Source organism: Stenotrophomonas sp. LMG 10879 (assembly GCF_002750935.1).
GTDB lineage: Bacteria > Pseudomonadota > Gammaproteobacteria > Xanthomonadales > Xanthomonadaceae > Stenotrophomonas > Stenotrophomonas lactitubi_B.
Genome location: NZ_PEJT01000005.1, coordinates 156,384 through 171,778 on the forward strand (window position 1 = coordinate 156,384; position 15,395 = coordinate 171,778).

At 62.8% G+C, this 15,395-nt stretch carries 11 protein-coding genes; 1 reads left to right on the plus strand and 10 read right to left on the minus strand.

Features of this window, described 5'->3' with window-relative positions; all coding sequences use genetic code 11:
• Positions 1-58: 58 nt before the first annotated feature.
• Genes CR919_RS09375 through CR919_RS09385 form a run of 3 tightly spaced genes read right to left on the minus strand, consistent with a single transcriptional unit; the run spans position 59 to position 2,384 of the window.
• Positions 59-1,102 carry a DUF4880 domain-containing protein gene (locus CR919_RS09375; protein WP_099819787.1) on the minus strand — a complete coding sequence of 348 codons (1,044 nt, stop codon included), beginning with the start codon at positions 1,100-1,102 and terminating at the stop codon, positions 59-61.
• Entirely contained in the window at positions 1,099-1,629 is a 531-nt protein-coding gene (locus CR919_RS09380; protein WP_099819788.1) for a sigma-70 family RNA polymerase sigma factor, read from the minus strand. The genes CR919_RS09375 and CR919_RS09380 overlap by 4 nt, the downstream gene beginning before the upstream one ends.
• Entirely contained in the window at positions 1,626-2,384 is a 759-nt protein-coding gene (locus tag CR919_RS09385) for an STN domain-containing protein (RefSeq protein WP_099819789.1), read from the minus strand. The genes CR919_RS09380 and CR919_RS09385 overlap by 4 nt, the downstream gene beginning before the upstream one ends.
• A 71-nt stretch (positions 2,385-2,455) precedes the next feature.
• Here CR919_RS09385 and CR919_RS21050 point away from each other — a divergent pair, with 71 nt between their 5' ends.
• Positions 2,456-2,815 (plus strand): hypothetical protein, encoded by a 360-nt coding sequence (locus tag CR919_RS21050; protein WP_133119601.1) that lies wholly within the window; start codon positions 2,456-2,458, stop codon positions 2,813-2,815.
• Positions 2,816-2,918: 103 nt separating this feature from the next.
• On the opposite strand, the gene CR919_RS09390 is transcribed toward CR919_RS21050, so the two are convergent.
• The 7 genes from CR919_RS09390 to CR919_RS09420 form a co-directional block, all read right to left on the minus strand.
• Positions 2,919-3,548: a hypothetical protein gene (locus tag CR919_RS09390; RefSeq protein WP_243380040.1), complete on the minus strand. Its 630-nt coding sequence runs from the start codon at positions 3,546-3,548 to the stop codon at positions 2,919-2,921.
• A 32-nt stretch (positions 3,549-3,580) separates the two neighbouring features.
• A complete protein-coding gene (locus CR919_RS09395) occupies positions 3,581-3,949 on the minus strand; it encodes a hypothetical protein (protein WP_099819791.1) in 369 nt (122 codons plus the stop codon).
• 73 nt (positions 3,950-4,022) lie between these two features.
• Positions 4,023-4,427, minus strand: a complete 405-nt coding sequence (locus CR919_RS09400; protein WP_133119602.1) for a hypothetical protein — start codon at positions 4,425-4,427, stop codon at positions 4,023-4,025.
• A gap of 30 nt (positions 4,428-4,457) precedes the next feature.
• Positions 4,458-4,787 (minus strand): hypothetical protein, encoded by a 330-nt coding sequence (locus CR919_RS09405; protein ID WP_099819793.1) that lies wholly within the window; start codon positions 4,785-4,787, stop codon positions 4,458-4,460.
• Between the two features lie 1,155 nt (positions 4,788-5,942).
• Positions 5,943-10,643 (minus strand): RHS repeat-associated core domain-containing protein, encoded by a 4,701-nt coding sequence (locus tag CR919_RS09410; protein ID WP_243380042.1) that lies wholly within the window; start codon positions 10,641-10,643, stop codon positions 5,943-5,945.
• Positions 10,644-10,956: 313 nt separating this feature from the next.
• Entirely contained in the window at positions 10,957-12,312 is a 1,356-nt protein-coding gene (locus tag CR919_RS09415; protein ID WP_099819794.1) for a Gfo/Idh/MocA family oxidoreductase, read from the minus strand.
• Positions 12,313-12,376: 64 nt separating this feature from the next.
• A complete protein-coding gene (locus CR919_RS09420) occupies positions 12,377-15,352 on the minus strand; it encodes a TonB-dependent receptor (protein WP_099819795.1) in 2,976 nt (991 codons plus the stop codon).
• Positions 15,353-15,395: the final 43 nt, after the last annotated feature.

Genomic DNA, 15,395 nt, shown 5'->3' on the forward strand with positions numbered 1-15,395 from the left:
ATGTCATCGCAACGTCATGCATGCGTGTTTTCATCGCGCGCCCGCGCGGCTGGAATGCTCAGCCCAGCAGCACCACGTCGCCGGGCATGCTGACAACGCGTGCGCCGTAGGCATCGCGTACCAGGTCGATGAAGGTATCGATGCGTTGCAACGAAATACGGGCCTGCACCCGGCGCTGCGACAACGCACTGTCTGCGATGACGATGCGGCCGGTGCGGTAGCGGTTGATCTCTTCAACCACCTCCGACAGCGGCTGGTCGTCGAACATCAACCAGCCGTGTCGCCACGCATCGACGCGCTCGGTCGGCACCTGCCCCACCGAAGCAATGCGTGCGCCATCCAGTCGTGCCTGCCAGCCCTGCTGCAGTGCCACCGTCCGCGCGCCACGAACAAGCGCGGCAGCGCCAGCCAGGCAGGTCACCCGCACATCCATGCCCACGCAGCGCACGTTCACCCGCGCGCCCGGGTCCAGCATCACCCGCGCACCCTCCACCTGGATCTCGAAACTACGCCGCGCCCACGCAGGCAGCGCGAATTGCGCCTCGCCTTGGCTCAACTGCAGGCCGCGCGCATGGTCATCGGACCGTCGCAGACGGGTACGTGTCCCCATCGCCACCGTCACACCCTGGATCTCCAGTTCGCGACGCTCACCGGTGGCGGTGCGGTAGTCCGCGCCCAGTGCACCCAGCTCCGGCCACAGGCCCAGCGGCGAACTGGCCGCCAGCCAGCAGCCACCGGCCGCCGCCGCGACTGCGCCGCCGAGGAATGCCCTGCGCCCCATCCGTGCGCGGCTGCGTGGCCGAGCATGGCGGTCGGCGTGGGTTGCTGGCGGCAGGCTTGCCACCGGCTGCACTTCATCAGTCGCTGGCGTCTGTTCTGCCTGCGCGCCCGTGGCCTGCAGCGCCGGACCCAGTGCCTTCCACAGCGCACGTGCCTGCGCAAATGCAGCCGCGTGGCGCGGGTCGAGTCCGCGCCACCGGCGGAAGGCATCGGCGTCGGCTTCGCTGACAGCCGCGCCATGCAGGCGCAGCAGCCAGTCCTGTGCCTGTTGTTGTACGTCTGCCGGCAGTGCGGAGGCCACGTTCGTCTTCATATCAGTCATGACGGTTTTCCGGCGCCGGGACCGAACCGCTGCACCAACGGGCGGTCCAGCCGGCCCGCGCAGTGCTGAAGGGCCTTCTTCAGCTCCTTGCCGATCATCCGCGCCGATACCCCGTGCTGCAGGGCAATGGTCTCGATCGGCAGCTGCTCGATGCGCGCTGCCACCAGGATGGCGCGCTGGCGCTCGGGCAGCTCGCGCAGGGCCAGCTCCAGCTGTGCCATTTCCACCTGGCCGAACGTCACCGTGGCCGGATCCAGATGGTCGCCGGTCTCGTCCATCAGCGCATCCAGCTCGGTGCCGGTCAGCATGCGTGCGTGGGCCTGGCGCTGGTCGCTGGCGGCGTTGATCGACATGCGGAACAGATAGGCCACCGGACTGCGTTGCGGCACGATGTTGCCCATCCGCTCGACACGCAGCCAGGTCTCCTGCAACGCATCCAGCGCCAGGTCGTCCGAGCCCAGGCGGCGGCGCAGGCGCTTGCGGAAGGCTTCGTAGTGGTCGAGGAACAGCCCGCGCAGTGCCGTCATCGTGCGCTCCTGCAGGGCGGCGTGCGGCCCGCAGCGTGTGGCAGCAACAGCAGCGTCACCGGTTGTGGCAGGTCCACTGGCAGCCCTGGCATGGCCAGGTCATCCAACCGCCGAAGAATCGCGGCATCGCGACGTGGATCGCCACTGCCTTCGAGAACGTCGGCACGGCTCACCCGATGGCTGGCAGCGTCCATCCATAGTTGCAGTGCAATCCGATAGCTGCCCGGCCGGGTCGCGCGCGCGCCGCATAGCGCTGCCTCCAGTGATTGCTGGATGACCCGCGCAGCGCGGTGCTGGGCCGCAACAGAAGCTGTTGCAGAGCGCGTGCCGGCATTCGCCGGGTCGGTGTCACTGGGTGGCGGGGTCTCACCGGTTACCAGCGTGAACCCGCCGCCGTCGACAAAGCGTGGCGCCAAGCCCGTACCCCGCAGCAGCATCTGCAACGCCGCCAATGGCGCATGGCGTCCACTGACCGCCGTCGAGCGCAGACCGCCCAACATGCGGGCGTCAATCAGTACCGCCACCCCTGTGGTCTCCCCATACAACTGCAACGCCTGTGGCAACGGTTGGGCTGGAATGTCGAACAGGTGGGTTGTCCCGTCGGGCGCAGCGCCCGCGCCGGCCCAGGCCAGCAGCGTCGGCGCCAGCATCCATGCGATGCACAACAGCCAGGCAACGCTGCGGATGCAGCGATTACGCCTTTCCGCCCGCATTGCCGCCCCCCCGTCCTGCGCTCCGGTGTCATCAAACTGCATGCAAGACACGCCAGCATCACAACGCCAAGCCGGTCACGTTAGGTCGGCTTCATTGCAGGATGGTGACACCCATGCATCCCTTCCGCTGGCTTGTTACAGGCATCTTTCTGCTGCTGCCGCCGCACGCGTGGGGCGGACGGGCAAAGGCTGCGCCCGCGCTCACGCCCGCCGATGCTGCCTGCATCGAGCTGGAGGTCAATGGCGAACGCATTCCCGACTACGTCTGCATGAGCGAACGGTTGACGCCGGCGTCGCACAAGCCCGTGCCTGAGATACCGGCGTCCGAACAGCGGGTGCGGCAGGCACCAACCGCGCTCGGCCTGGCCCATCGGGCCGCTACCCAGCAGAGAATGGGGAACAGTTTTGGAATATCCACGCGGCCTCAGCGGCCGATGGCACCGCCTCCAGCACCGCCGCCAACACGGCCGTGAGGCGGGGAATGCGGTATCGCTGGCGGACGGAATGCTGACATCACACGTGGGGAGCCAGCGCGGCTATGGACAGTGGCAGACCGCCGCTCGACTCTTCAGGGCACTACAGCGCCGCCGAGCATCGACCGAACACGTTGGCGGGCTTCTCCCGCAGGCTCACGGCAACCACCCGGTGCTTCTGCTCACCGCAGCCACCCATGACCCCATACATGATGAGAAGTCCCTTGTCGTTGACGTAGCCGATGAACGTGCCATTGCCTTCATCCGAAGCGGCCCTGACGAGATAGACGCTCTCCCCTGGTGCTTGCTTCAGGCCACTCAACGGCATTGAACCAATCTTCCCTTCAACCTCTGATGCCGATACCGCGACCAGTGAGTTCTTCAACATCCACTCCGCAATGGCGGCTTCACTATCCGGATCAAGCGTGGAAATGCGGTCAAGCGGCAGAGTCGTGGAATTTCCAGGGAAGATCGCATCGGATGAAACATCTATCCAGTCCGATCTCCATTCCGTATGTTGAAATTTGTTGATGCTGCAACCGCCCAGCATTGGCAAGAGCAGCAACGCTGCGTGCAAGATGCCAGCCATCGGCATGGTGACGCGGTTCCTTGCCGGGGTAACCCGGATCTTCCCGCGCTTGCCGCGCCACAGACCGATCAGATATCCGCTGGTGGGTAGGCTCACCCCATCGGGATTACTGGCTGATGCCCGGGCACCGGACGCCTCACTCATACTGTTCCACTCCCGGCTTTCTACATCAGCCGTCACTGCGGACCGACTCGCCAGCCCATGGCCAGGATGTCGAGTGAGCTGCCGGTAGTGCAGGTTTCGATGCGGAAGCACTGAAGTTCTGGCAGCAACACTCCCGAGGCCGCCCAGCGCTGCCTGCAGTCGGCCAGTACCTCGCTCTCCTCATCGATATACGCACGCTCGATAGCGTCCTCACCCAGGACTCCGAAGTTGAGCGCCAATCGTGCGCCGCGGCATTCAACGAAGGTCACCTGCTCGTTACGTCCGTCGGGCCAGCGCACGTGGACCACTACTTCATCGTGGTTGCCCGGATTGCTGCGATCAACGGACACCGCAACCAGGGTGGCGTCCGACCAAGGCAGCTCGTTGAACTCAGGGATCATGAGGGGTGCCTCCTTCCTGGCGCTGGCAGCGCGTTGGCTTGGGTCCATCCCCAGCCCAGAGCCAGCGTTCGCCTCATGCTCGGACGTTCCCACTGATTTGATGGAGCACGAGCTGCCACGGCTGTGACATGAGGCATGCAATTTCGGCACCGATCGTCGCTTCGATGAGAACAATGCACCCCGTCCCATCGATTTCATGCGGATCCGCAGAGTCCAATCCAAGCAGGGCGCATGCGCGATCAAACTCGAATGATGCTTCGCGCTCAGTGAAGACACTCAGGTCCAGAATGATGTTCTGCATCGAGAAGCCATCGATACTGAGGCGGACAATGTTATCGAAGATGACCTCATGCACATACCTTCCGCATTCCGTGGACAGAGAGAGGGCAAGACGGCGGCGATCTTCAATGCGGAGTCCGTCGATGTGCAGATCATGCAGACAGCTCATGCTCCGTCCATCTGGATTTTCAATGTTCAACAGACGGTCCTCCTCAACTGAAAAGGAAGATCATGCCGTAACGGTGCTTTGCGCACGCGCGCCGAACACACGGCGATACCAATAGGTGTCACTGCGCCTGAACCAGGTCGAGAAGGCTTCTGAATCGAACACCCTGAGCTGTTTCATGGCAATACGGTAGCGCTGGAAGAAAGCCAATATGTCGCGTAGTGCCTCGGCATCCACCCGTCGCCTGTCGACCTGGATGTAGATGACCCGGCCCCGGCCAACCACGTCCATGACGCACTCCATCTGATCCAGCCAGCCGAAGAAATGCGCTTCGTCCCGTGGCGAGTAGAACACCACACTATCGGCCTGTAGTTCCACCTTCTCCATTTTCATTGCGTGACCCTCTCCAGTCGAACGATTGCAGTTACCACAACTCTTGCCGACTCCGTACCATGTGGGTGCCAGCTCACTGAAGGGTCGTACTCACTGCGATGCTTGTAGAACGTGGGCGGTCATCGGTGGGAATTCTGGCACCCCATCATCCCAGAACTTCATTTCTTATACCGCAATAAAAGTGCATCCACATTTTGCCAACGCACATGCAAGAGCTCGCAATAATGCCCCTTATATTGCAACACCAAACCTAACCCCCCCACGCCACGTAGAACCAGCGGATATTTGCATTGATCCACATACTGACGGCGACACGGGAAACAGCTTAAAACCACTATTTGCATATTTCTCTCGCTCTGGCGAGAACGGCAGCACTTGCCCGTCCGACCTCCAGCTTCCGTACCAAGTCGGAACATTCGGGGTGGTCTCCAGTCTTCGCTCCATAGATCACGAGTTCACCAGCCCTATCTACTCCATCCAAGTAGAGCACTGCGCAATCACCAGCTACCGTACCAATGCGCACCGCACGAACACTCTCAGCGCTCATGCCTGGGCCCGCTTCACCCTCGCACACCCCACCGTAGTACGAACTGCTCAGATCCGCATAAATGGGCTTTAGCTGCAGCTCCCCTAAACGGTCACCCTTGCATCCACTGAGAGCGAATGCACAGCCGAATGCGAGAAGAATAGATCGTATAAGGATGCTTTCGACACCTAGATAATGCCCGCAAAAACCCTGTTCTCGCCCATTACTTTCCACCCCCCTCCCAGAATGGCAGGTGGAATGACACCCCCTTTTGGTATGAAGTAGTACTTTGCACCTTGCACGGCAATTCTACGACTCTTTGCCCGTGGCATTTCTGGCATGAATTGCCATGGCAGGAGCGAGCACCAAGAGTGCGAACACTACTACAACTGCTAGGCCCAGCCCCCATTTATGGCCTATAACCGCAAGCACGAAGGGGAATGCAGCGATAATGGCCAATATATGAGCATAGAGGAGAAGAAGCACATATCTGCCCTCCGTCAGTACAGACTCGACGCTGCATCCGCAGCGCCCGCAATTCTTCCGCACCGACCTGTTAAGTGATTTGAACAAAGAGAAGCTTTGTTCACGTGCCCCGCAGGAGGGGCACGTGAATGAAAATATCGACCTCACCGGCAAACCTCCTCGCCAACTATTGCCGCCGCTGCGACAGCATCAGGATGTTGATAAGCAGCTCTAAAAGATGACCCATAGACAGCGAGCCCAGATACCGGAATCCCTACCACCGGTGAAAATATATAACTGACACCGAAACCCGAGGCAGCGCGACTCAGTAGCTGTACGGGATACTTGGATACTACTGCACTAACTGCCGTCGCAGTCTGACCCGGGTGCGAGGATATCTGGGAGAGCACGGCGTTCAGTTGGGTATTTGTACTAATTGCTTCCTGTTGGGCCCCTTGGCCCCACCAGCCGTCGCGACCAGTGAGAGCTGCCGCACCCCATGCGACCCCCGTGATGTAGCTAGATACACCATCACCAACTTGTCGCGGGATACTCTTGCTTGGCAGCTGCTTCCTGATCTGACTGTAGGAGGCAGAAATGCATTCGCAACCCTCCAGCCCGAAAGGGTCGACACTGCTCGTGGGGCTTCCTGCAACATAGCTATACGTGCTCAGCCCTCCCGTCAACCCAATCGGATCACTCTGAGAGTACCTTCCGACCGCCGGGTCGTACTCGCGCTGGTAGTTGTAGAACAAGCCACTCGCATCCGTCGCTTGCTGGCCTGGGAAGCGCAGCGCCAAGTCAAACGCCACACCGTCCCCGTCCGGGTCATTGGCCGGTGCCTGATCGCCAAACACCTCACTCTTGTTGCTCCACTCCCAGATCGCGACATCGCGCACAGGGTCGATCACAACACGCGGCGTACCCAGGTGGTCGGGCTGGGTGTACGTCAGCTCCGGCACGCCCGTGGCTGGTGTCTGGATCAGCGCCACCGGGTAGTTGTCCAGCCAGATAGCCTGCTGCTGCGCCTGACCCGTCGCTGCGTAATTGCCAACCCACTGCCCAGCTTCGTCATAGACCGTGATCTGAGCATCGCCGCCAGCCGGGCTGCGCAGCACGCGCTCGCCGCGGTGGTTGTAACCGTAACTCTCCACTACAGCAGCCCCCTGCTTCACCGCACTCATGCGGTTGGCATCGCTGTAGGCGAACGTCTTGCCGCCAATGCTGGTGGTGTTGCCCGCGGCATCCTGGTCGCGCGCCTGACCATCCACGGCAATCAGGCGATGGCTGTCAGCCGGATAGGTATAGCTTGCGGTCCCGGCCGAGGTGGTCAGTGAGGTACGGTTGCCGGTGGCGTCGTAGCCATAGGTTTCAATCGGCGTACCCGTGGCGCCATCCTGGGTTTGGGTCAGGCGGCCGAGCGTGTCATAGGCGTACCTGGCCAGCACTTCCGAGCCCACACCGCTCTTCAATTCGGTGATCGAGCCAACGGGATCGTAGCCGTAGCCCAGTGACAGACCGCCTGCCGCGGGGTCATGCACCGCCTGCGGGCGGTAGTCCAGATCCAGCGGGCGCTGCAGTTGGCGCCCATTGCCGTAGGTCCAGCCGGTCGCCGGCCCGAAGGCTGCGTAGGTCACGTTGTTGACCACCACCTGCCGGGCCTGTCCCGGGCGGGTCAGGCCGATCTGGCTGATACGACCCAGGGCGTCGCGCACATAGTCGGCAACGCTACCGTCCGGATAGGTCAACGCGGTCAGGCGACCGGACTTGCTGTAGGCGTAGCGCAGCGTGCTGGCTACACCATTGATCGTCTGCACCTTGCGGGTGACCTGGCCGAAGCGGTCATGGCAGTACAGGGTGCTGCCATTGGCATGCAGCACCTGGCCAAGGCGGCCCTTGGCGAAACGCTCGTCGCTGGCACATACCGCTGGTGCGGTGTCGTAGTGATAGCCCACGTCGAGGTTGGGGTCCGGATAGGCGATACCGACCAGCCGATTGAGCGCGTCGTAGCTGTAGGTGGCAGTCACGCCCCGTGCATCGGTGCGGGTCTTGCGATTGCCAGCAGTATCAACAGTGAAAGTAGCACTCCCGCTGTCCGGGCTGACCTGCCCGGTCAGATCACCAAAACCGTTGTAGGCGTACGTGGTGTGCAGCCCCTTCGGATCGGTCACCTGGGTGACCTGATCCAACGCATTGTAGCTGGAGCGGATCTCCGCAGCGACACCGCCCACGTCCTGCAGGGTCTGCGCCAGCCGGTTCAGCGGATCGTACTGCTGGGTCGTCTCACGCAGCAGTGCATCGGTGACCGACTGCGGATTGCCATTGGCGTCGTACGCAAAGCCGGTGGCGTTGTTGCCGGCATCCTTCAGCGCGGTCAGCTGTCCGAGTGTGTTGTAGACACGGGCCAGCGTACGGCGCAGCGTGCCCCCTGTATCGACCGTATTCTCCTGCAGACGGTTGCCGGCGTTGTCCAGCGTGTAGTGAATGGTGTTGCCGGCACTGTCGGCAATGTCCGTCAGCCGCTGGGCGGCGTCGTAGACATAGGTGACGCTGCTGCCGTCGGGCTCGGTGACCTGCTGCACGTGGCCGGTGGGCCAATAGCTCAGCTGAGTGCTGCGGTGTTCGGCAGTAGTGGCGCCACGCACGGTGATCGACGTCGGCCAGCCACGCGGATGATAGGTGTAATCGGTCACCACGCCATTGGCATCACGCACTGACAAAGGGCGCCCGAAGGCATCGTAAGCGAGGGTCTCGACGGTATGGCCCAACGCACTGGTGATGCTGCGCAGATCGCCCTTGCGGAACGCGCAGGCACCGTTGGTCGCACACCCCGCGTCGTCGGCGGTGTACCAGGCATAGGTCACGGTATCGGCCACGTCCGTACGCGGACCGTCGATGCTTCGCAGTAGGCCCACCTGCGGGCAATCCGGACCTTCGGCCTCGCAGTAGTTCTGCGTGGTCACGCGGGTCTGGTTGGTCGTTGTATCGCGCACGGTGACGCTGGTCGGCTGCAGGCGCGCGTTGCGGGTGATGCTGGTTTCCTGATTGCCCACCGTCTGCTGCACAACGCGATTACTGTCGAGCGCGACACGCGTCTCGCTGATGCGTTGCTGCAGTGTTCCAGCCGCTTCCGTCGTCGTTGTCACGGCTACTGCACCGGCGGTCGGGTCGCTGGCCTCGGCGTAGGCGTACTGGGTGACCACGCCGCGTCTGTCGGTGGAGGACTGCAGGCGACGGCGGAAGTCGGCGCCCTCTGGCAGATAGGTACGACCAGCGGTGCCGTTGCTGTCGGTGATGCCGTTGACCTTGCGCGGCAGACCACTGCTGCCACTCGCGGTAAGCGCATACGTGCTCTGCTTGCCGAGCGCATCGGTGACGATGACCGGGCCGGCGGTCGTGTAGTCCAGCCGTACCCCATCAATGCCGACGTCCGCCTGGGTGCAGTCGCCCGAATGACGGCTACAGGTCACCCGCCCCTTGGCATCGTAGCCATACCAGCTATAGCGCCGGCTATCCTCGGCGGTAACGCCTGTCAGGTATCCAGGGAAGCGGGCATCTTCGTAGTGATAAGTCCTTGCTCCACCGTCAGCATAGGTGACTGTGGTCAGTTCGCCTGCCACGGAATAACCGTACGCCGCCACGACCTGACCGGCTACCGAAATCGTCGAAATCAGTGCATCGTCACCAGGCGCACCGTACTGGATATCCAAACGACGGCCAGAGGAATGGGTGATGCTGAGGAGCCTGCCACGAGCATCGCGCGCATAGACCAATGACGTGCCATCCTCAAAGTCGCGGCGCTGCATCAGCCCGTCGGAGCCGAACTCGATGCGCTCCTGCGCCCTCGACAACAGCCAGCCACTGCCTTGCTGTACGGCACGATCACCACTGCCATCCGTTGCCTCGTACTGAGCCCCGACCTTCTGGAAGGAAATCTGGCCGCCATCTTCCTCAATCAGCCCGACCTTCACATCGGTGCTTGGCGGGAATGTCGAGTCATCCACCGCAGCTGTGAGCCGCAGGTTGTGCGAGTGCGTCCAGCCAGTCCCAAGTGCTCCGCCCGCTGTACTGGTAAGTGAATGATAATGGCGACGGAAGCTGATCCAGCCGAAATCGAAATCCAATTCTGGCTGGGACTTGTCGCCGGTTGTCGGATCACACGGATTCCCCACCGGGCACTGCTGTGGCGGCAAGGGCGTGCTTGTGTACGACAACAAGGGTGCCATGGTTGGCTCTTCCTGCTGAAGCAGCGAGCACATCTGCAGACCTTCGTCCCAGTACATTGCCGACCGATTGGGGCATAGGGCCGACCTGTCGCGACGGGCATATTCCCAACTCCGCATCGGACGGCACTCCTGCGTGCCGGCATAATAACGACTCTGCGTGTAATGGAATTTCTTGTCCTGGTGCGTGACGCTTCCGTCATCACCGTGGCCCAAGCCAGGAACATCGGCCCACTCCTCTTCCGTCAGTGTGGTTGCCGGGCACTGCGGATCGCTCACGCGCAAAGCGAGGATCGCGCCGCGTACGTCATCCTCGGATCCGTATTCTTGGTCGGAGTGCTTGTAGACCCAATCGGTGCTGACAATCGATTCCGGCTTTGTCCGGTAGTCGTAGACGATCTTGCTCGCCTGTACGCGCTGTCGCTTCACCTCCCAGACGAACGGCTTGTCGTCCTCGTAGTGAGCAAAGAAGGCCTTGATGTCCTTCTGCACCGCCGCTTCGGTGGCTCGCGGCTGGCCCATCGACAGGTAGCTCTCCCACTTCTTCTGCACCTCCTGCGCCTGCACAGCAGTAGTCCCCACGCACCCCAGCGCGGCTATCGCCAGCGCTGCGCACGAAAGATCCTTCAATCGCTTCAACATCCCTGTTCTCCTTCCTGGGCGGTTACCGCACCGAGAGGAACGAAGGCGCTCGGGCAGCCATTGCCCTTTCCCGCCCTGCTTCGGATCGTCCCTGTTCCGGATTGCGGCGTGGCCGCATGGGGACGTTATCTCCGATATGGGTTACGTATTCAAGTCAGAAACTGTGGGATGGGTCGGATTTCAGAGTTTTCTGATGCAGGGGGTGTCGAAAATGCGGCCGAGCGTGGGCTCGGCTCTACAAGGCGAATGCCCCCAGAAACAGAAATGCCGGGCATCGCCCGGCATTTCCGTCACAGCATGGAAGGGATAAAGCTCAATACTTTCCGTCAAACGCAAAAATCGGCTTGCGCTTCTGCCACAGGCCCGCAGTGAAATCCGGGAACTCCAGCGTCTGGAAACTGTTTGCGATCGACTGCTCGCTCAACGGCGTAATCGCACTCCACGTCACCGCGTCGTAAATATCGATCGGCATCGGCGCCTTGGCCTTCAGCGCTTCCACGAACGCATGGATCACGAACCAGTCCATGCCGCCATGCCCTGCACTCGCAGCCGTCTCGGCGTTCTGCTTCCACAGCGGATGTTCGTACTGATCCTGGTACGTCTTGAACTCTTCCCACTGGTGCGGCGGGCTGCGGCCTTCGATGTGGATCGAATGGTTCACGTCCATCCACAGGCCCTTGGTGCCCTGCACGCGGAAGCCCATCGAATACGGGCGCGGCAGCGAGGTGTCGTGCTGCAGCAGGATGGTCTCGCCGTTCTCGCAGGCCAGCGTGGTGGTGACGATGTCGCCGAGCTTGAACTTGACCTTGGTGCTCGGGTGGGTGGTGCCACCACTCTTGGCTACGGTGTAGTCGTGCAGGCCGCGTGCCTTGGTGGCGAACGCATTGATGTGGGTGAAGCGGTTGCCGCGGTTGATGCCGGTATACATCGCGCACGGGCCGATGCCGTGGCTGGGGTACAGCTCGCCATTACGCTCCACCGAATGCTCGGTGCGCCAGCGTGCTTCGCTCCAGCCCTTGGGGCCGAATTCCACGCCGCTGTCGTAGGGCTGGTTCGGGTCGCCGGAGTTGAACTTCACCCCGCGCAGGTCGTGCTGGTAACCGGCCTGCAGGTGCACCAGTTCGCCGAACAGGCCCTGCCGCACCATCTGCAGCGCCGCCATCACGTCGCGGCGGTAGCAGACGTTCTCCAGCAGCATGTACGGGGTGCCGGTGCTCAGCTGGGTCTTCAGCACATCCCAGTGGTCCTGCAGGGTGATGCCCGCCACAACCTCACAGCCCACGGCCACGCCGGCCTGCATCGCGGCAATCGCCATCGGTGCGTGGTATTCCCACGGCGTGGCGATGATCACGCCATCGATGCCCTTCTGTTCCAGCAGGCGCTTCCAGGCATTGATGTCACGGTCCTGGCCGTAGGTCTTCGGCGCAGGCTTGCTCGCCTTGCTGACCATCTCCACCGCGCGACCGAGCATGATCGGCTCGATATCGCACAGGGCAACGACTTCCACGTCGTCGCGACGCACCAGTTCCTTCAGCAGCACCAGGCCACGCATGCCGGTGCCGATCACGGCCAGGCGCACCTTGCGGCCACGTGCCCATGCCGGGGTCTGCGGCAGCAGGCTGCTGGCGGCGACAGCGGCGCTGGCCGCGATGAATTCCCTACGCTTCATGGCAAACACTCTCCTCTTGAAGGCGCGCCAGCCTTGGCCGGCGCGCCTGGTCACGCAAACGGAATTACTTGAACCGGTAGCCGATGGTCACACTGTAACCACGACCGAAGATGGTGGCGTAGTCACTGGAGTCACCCAGGAAGCTGTTCGGATCGTAGAACGGCAGGCGGTTGAACAGGTTCTTGACGGTGAAGCTCAGGTTCCAGGCATCGTCCGGGCGCCAGGTGACGCTCATGTTGGCCGTCCACCACGACGGTGCACCATCGCACTTGCTCTTCTGCAGTGCCAGGTAGCCGCCGGTGCAGGTTTCCTTGTTGTTGCTCACTTCGTCGACCTGGTCGGTGGCCCACTTGGTGCCACCCACGTAGTTGACGAACATGCTGGTGGTGACCTGCTTGTAGGTCCAGTCGGCATTCAGCGTCGCGCGCAGGCGTGGGTTGTTGTAGTAGCCCACCACGTCGCCGTAGAACCAGCCGTTCTGTTCGTCCATGTAGAAGCGGTTGCGGTTGGCGATGGTCGCGGCCAGGCCGATGTTCAGCCCGCCCCATTCACCCAGCGAGAAACGGCTGCGCGCGTCGATGTCGAATCCATCGATCAGAGTCTTGCCGCGGTTCTTGTACTGGCCCACCACGCTGGCCACGTTGCCGGCCGAGTAGCCCGGCAGCGTTCCCGGGCAGCTCACACCGCTGGCCGGGTCGGCGCACATCGCCGCCAGCTGCGCCAGGTTGGCGCGGTCGCTGTCGGTGATCGGCGAGCGCGACGAGGAGATGATGTCTTCAGCGCGGCGGTAGTCCGGGGCAACGATTTCGTTGTCGCGGTAGATGAACCAGTAATCGGCCGACACCGACAGCCAGCTGGCCGGCTCGTAGACGAAGCCCAGCGTGGCGATCTTCGCCTTCTCCGGCTTCAGGTTCTGGTTCGGCTGGGTCATGCGTGCCACGGTGCGGCTGCAGTCCACGTTGAGCAGGCTCTTGCCCAGGTCGACATCACCGCCGCGCTGCGATTTCAGCAGCAGGTTGGCGATGGCGTTGGTCTCGGCGCAGCGCAGTTCATCGCGGAAGCCGCCCAGCTGCGCGTACACGCCGCCGTTACCGGACTCGGCCAGGCTGGGGGCGCGGAAGCCGGTGGAATAGGTACCGCGCAGCATCAGCTGGTCGAACGCCTGGTACTTGAAGCCGATCTTCGGCGCGACGTTGGCGCTGAAGTTCGGATACTTGTCCACGCGCACTGCGGCATCCAGTTCCAGCTTCTCGGTGATCGGCGCCACCGTTTCCGCGAACAATGCATAGGTGTTGCGCGCGCCATCGAACCACGAGCCACCCTGCTGGGTGATCAGGCCGGCGGCCGCGTCGGCGTTGCCGGGGGTGTAGAAGGTTTCGCGGCTGGCGTTGAAGCCGAACGCGGCGCGCATGTCACCGGCAGGCAGCTTGAACAGTGGGCCTTCGATCTTGCCGTCCAGGGTATGCAGGCGCGTCCACGACTGGATGTCGAAGGTCGGGAACGCTTCGCGGATCAGTGCGCCGTTGGCCTCGCTGATCTCACCGAACTTGTACGCCGGATGATCGGAAATGATCACCCGGCCCGTGCCGGGGTCGATGCTGTACGGACCGAAGGCCTTCTCGAAGCCCTTCACGTTGACGTTGATCGTCTGGTAGGTGGTCGAGTGCGTGCCGGCGGTGGCGAACGCGGTCTCCCAGTTCCAGTCACCGACGTTGCCACGCGCGCCGGTCAGCACGCGATAGCTCTTGTCGGTGTTGCGCTGGCCGAAGTAGTTGGCACCGGCATCCTGCAGCAGGTACTGCAGGCCGACCACGCCACCCATCATGGCCTTCAGCTCGGGGCTGGCGTGGTTGTACTCGTTGTTCGGGCCCAGGAACGGATACAGGAACTGGTTGACGTTGTTGCCGGTATCGCGCGAGAACCAGCTGGTCGGGTTGCCGGTGGTGGTGCCGTAGCTGCGCGGTGTACCGCCGTTGGCACGCAGGTCGATATCGGTATAGGTGGCCTCGGCGAAGATCTCGGTGCTGTCGCCCACCAGGAAGGTGCCGTTGAGGTAGGCGGTGTTGCGCTCGGATTTGGCGCCGGCGTCGATCTCGTTGTTCATCCAGGTTTCCCAGACGCAACGCGGGCCGGCCGCTTCACTGGTGAGCACGTTCTTGCAGCCCGGTGCGGCTTCCTGCACGCGGCGGCCGGTGACCGGATCGAACGCGAAATAGCTGCCCGGGTTGAACTCACCCGGCTTGCTGCCCACGCCCAGGCGCAGGTTGTTCAGGTAGTTGGGGTTGTTGACGTGGTACTGGTCCGGGCGCTTGTCATAGAAGTCGGCCAGCGGAATCGCGTCGCGACGGTACATGTTCACCGCGCCGTAGATGTTGAAGCGGTTCTCGGTGAGGTCACCGAAGCCGGCGGTGATGCTGGCCTGGCGCTCGCCATAGGAATCGATACGCGAGGAGGTGTCGTTGGTGAAACTGATCTCCGCGCCCTGGAAGTTGCGCTTGGTGATCACGTTGATCACGCCGGCCACTGCGTCGGTGCCGTACACGGCCGAGGCGCCGTCAGTCAGCACTTCCATGCGTTCGATGGCGGCGGCGGGAATCGCATCGATGTTGACGAACTGGGTCTGGAAGCCCGCCGGCGCGCCGTAGTACGACAGGCGACGGCCATTCAACAGCACCAGCGTGCCCTGTGCGCCGAGGCCGCGCAGGTTGGCCTGCGATGCGCCGTCCGAGCCGGTGAACAGCGAGCGCGAATCCTGCTGCGCTGGCCGCGCGGCCGGCAGGTTGTCGAGCACCTGCAGCAGCGTGCGCGCACCCATGTTCTGGATGTCCTGCTTGCTGATCACCTGCACCGGCGAGGCGGTTTCAACGTCGGTGCGGCGGATGTTGGAGCCGGTGACCTCGATGCGGGCCAGGTCGGTGGCCTTGTCCTTGCTCTCCTGGGCGAAGGCAGGAACGGCGACCGACAGCAGCACGCCGGCAATGGCCAGCGACAGCGGTGCGATCGAGCGACAGGGGGGGCGGTGGTGGCGGGCGGGCAACATCGGGGTTCTCTCCTGGCAGGGGTGCGGCGCGAATGGTGGATCG

Coding starts and splice junctions, on each gene's coding strand:
- CR919_RS09380 (WP_099819788.1), bottom strand. CDS start 1,629: ATGACGGCACTGCGCGGGCTGTTCCTCGACCACTACGAAGCCTTCCGC.
- CR919_RS21050 (WP_133119601.1), top strand. CDS start 2,456: ATGCATCCCTTCCGCTGGCTTGTTACAGGCATCTTTCTGCTGCTGCCG.
- CR919_RS09390 (WP_243380040.1), bottom strand. CDS start 3,548: ATGAGTGAGGCGTCCGGTGCCCGGGCATCAGCCAGTAATCCCGATGGG.
- CR919_RS09385 (WP_099819789.1), bottom strand. CDS start 2,384: ATGCAGTTTGATGACACCGGAGCGCAGGACGGGGGGGCGGCAATGCGG.
- CR919_RS09410 (WP_243380042.1), bottom strand. CDS start 10,643: ATGTTGAAGCGATTGAAGGATCTTTCGTGCGCAGCGCTGGCGATAGCC.
- CR919_RS09405 (WP_099819793.1), bottom strand. CDS start 4,787: ATGAAAATGGAGAAGGTGGAACTACAGGCCGATAGTGTGGTGTTCTAC.
- CR919_RS09420 (WP_099819795.1), bottom strand. CDS start 15,352: ATGTTGCCCGCCCGCCACCACCGCCCCCCCTGTCGCTCGATCGCACCG.
- CR919_RS09395 (WP_099819791.1), bottom strand. CDS start 3,949: ATGATCCCTGAGTTCAACGAGCTGCCTTGGTCGGACGCCACCCTGGTT.
- CR919_RS09375 (WP_099819787.1), bottom strand. CDS start 1,102: ATGACTGATATGAAGACGAACGTGGCCTCCGCACTGCCGGCAGACGTA.
- CR919_RS09415 (WP_099819794.1), bottom strand. CDS start 12,312: ATGAAGCGTAGGGAATTCATCGCGGCCAGCGCCGCTGTCGCCGCCAGC.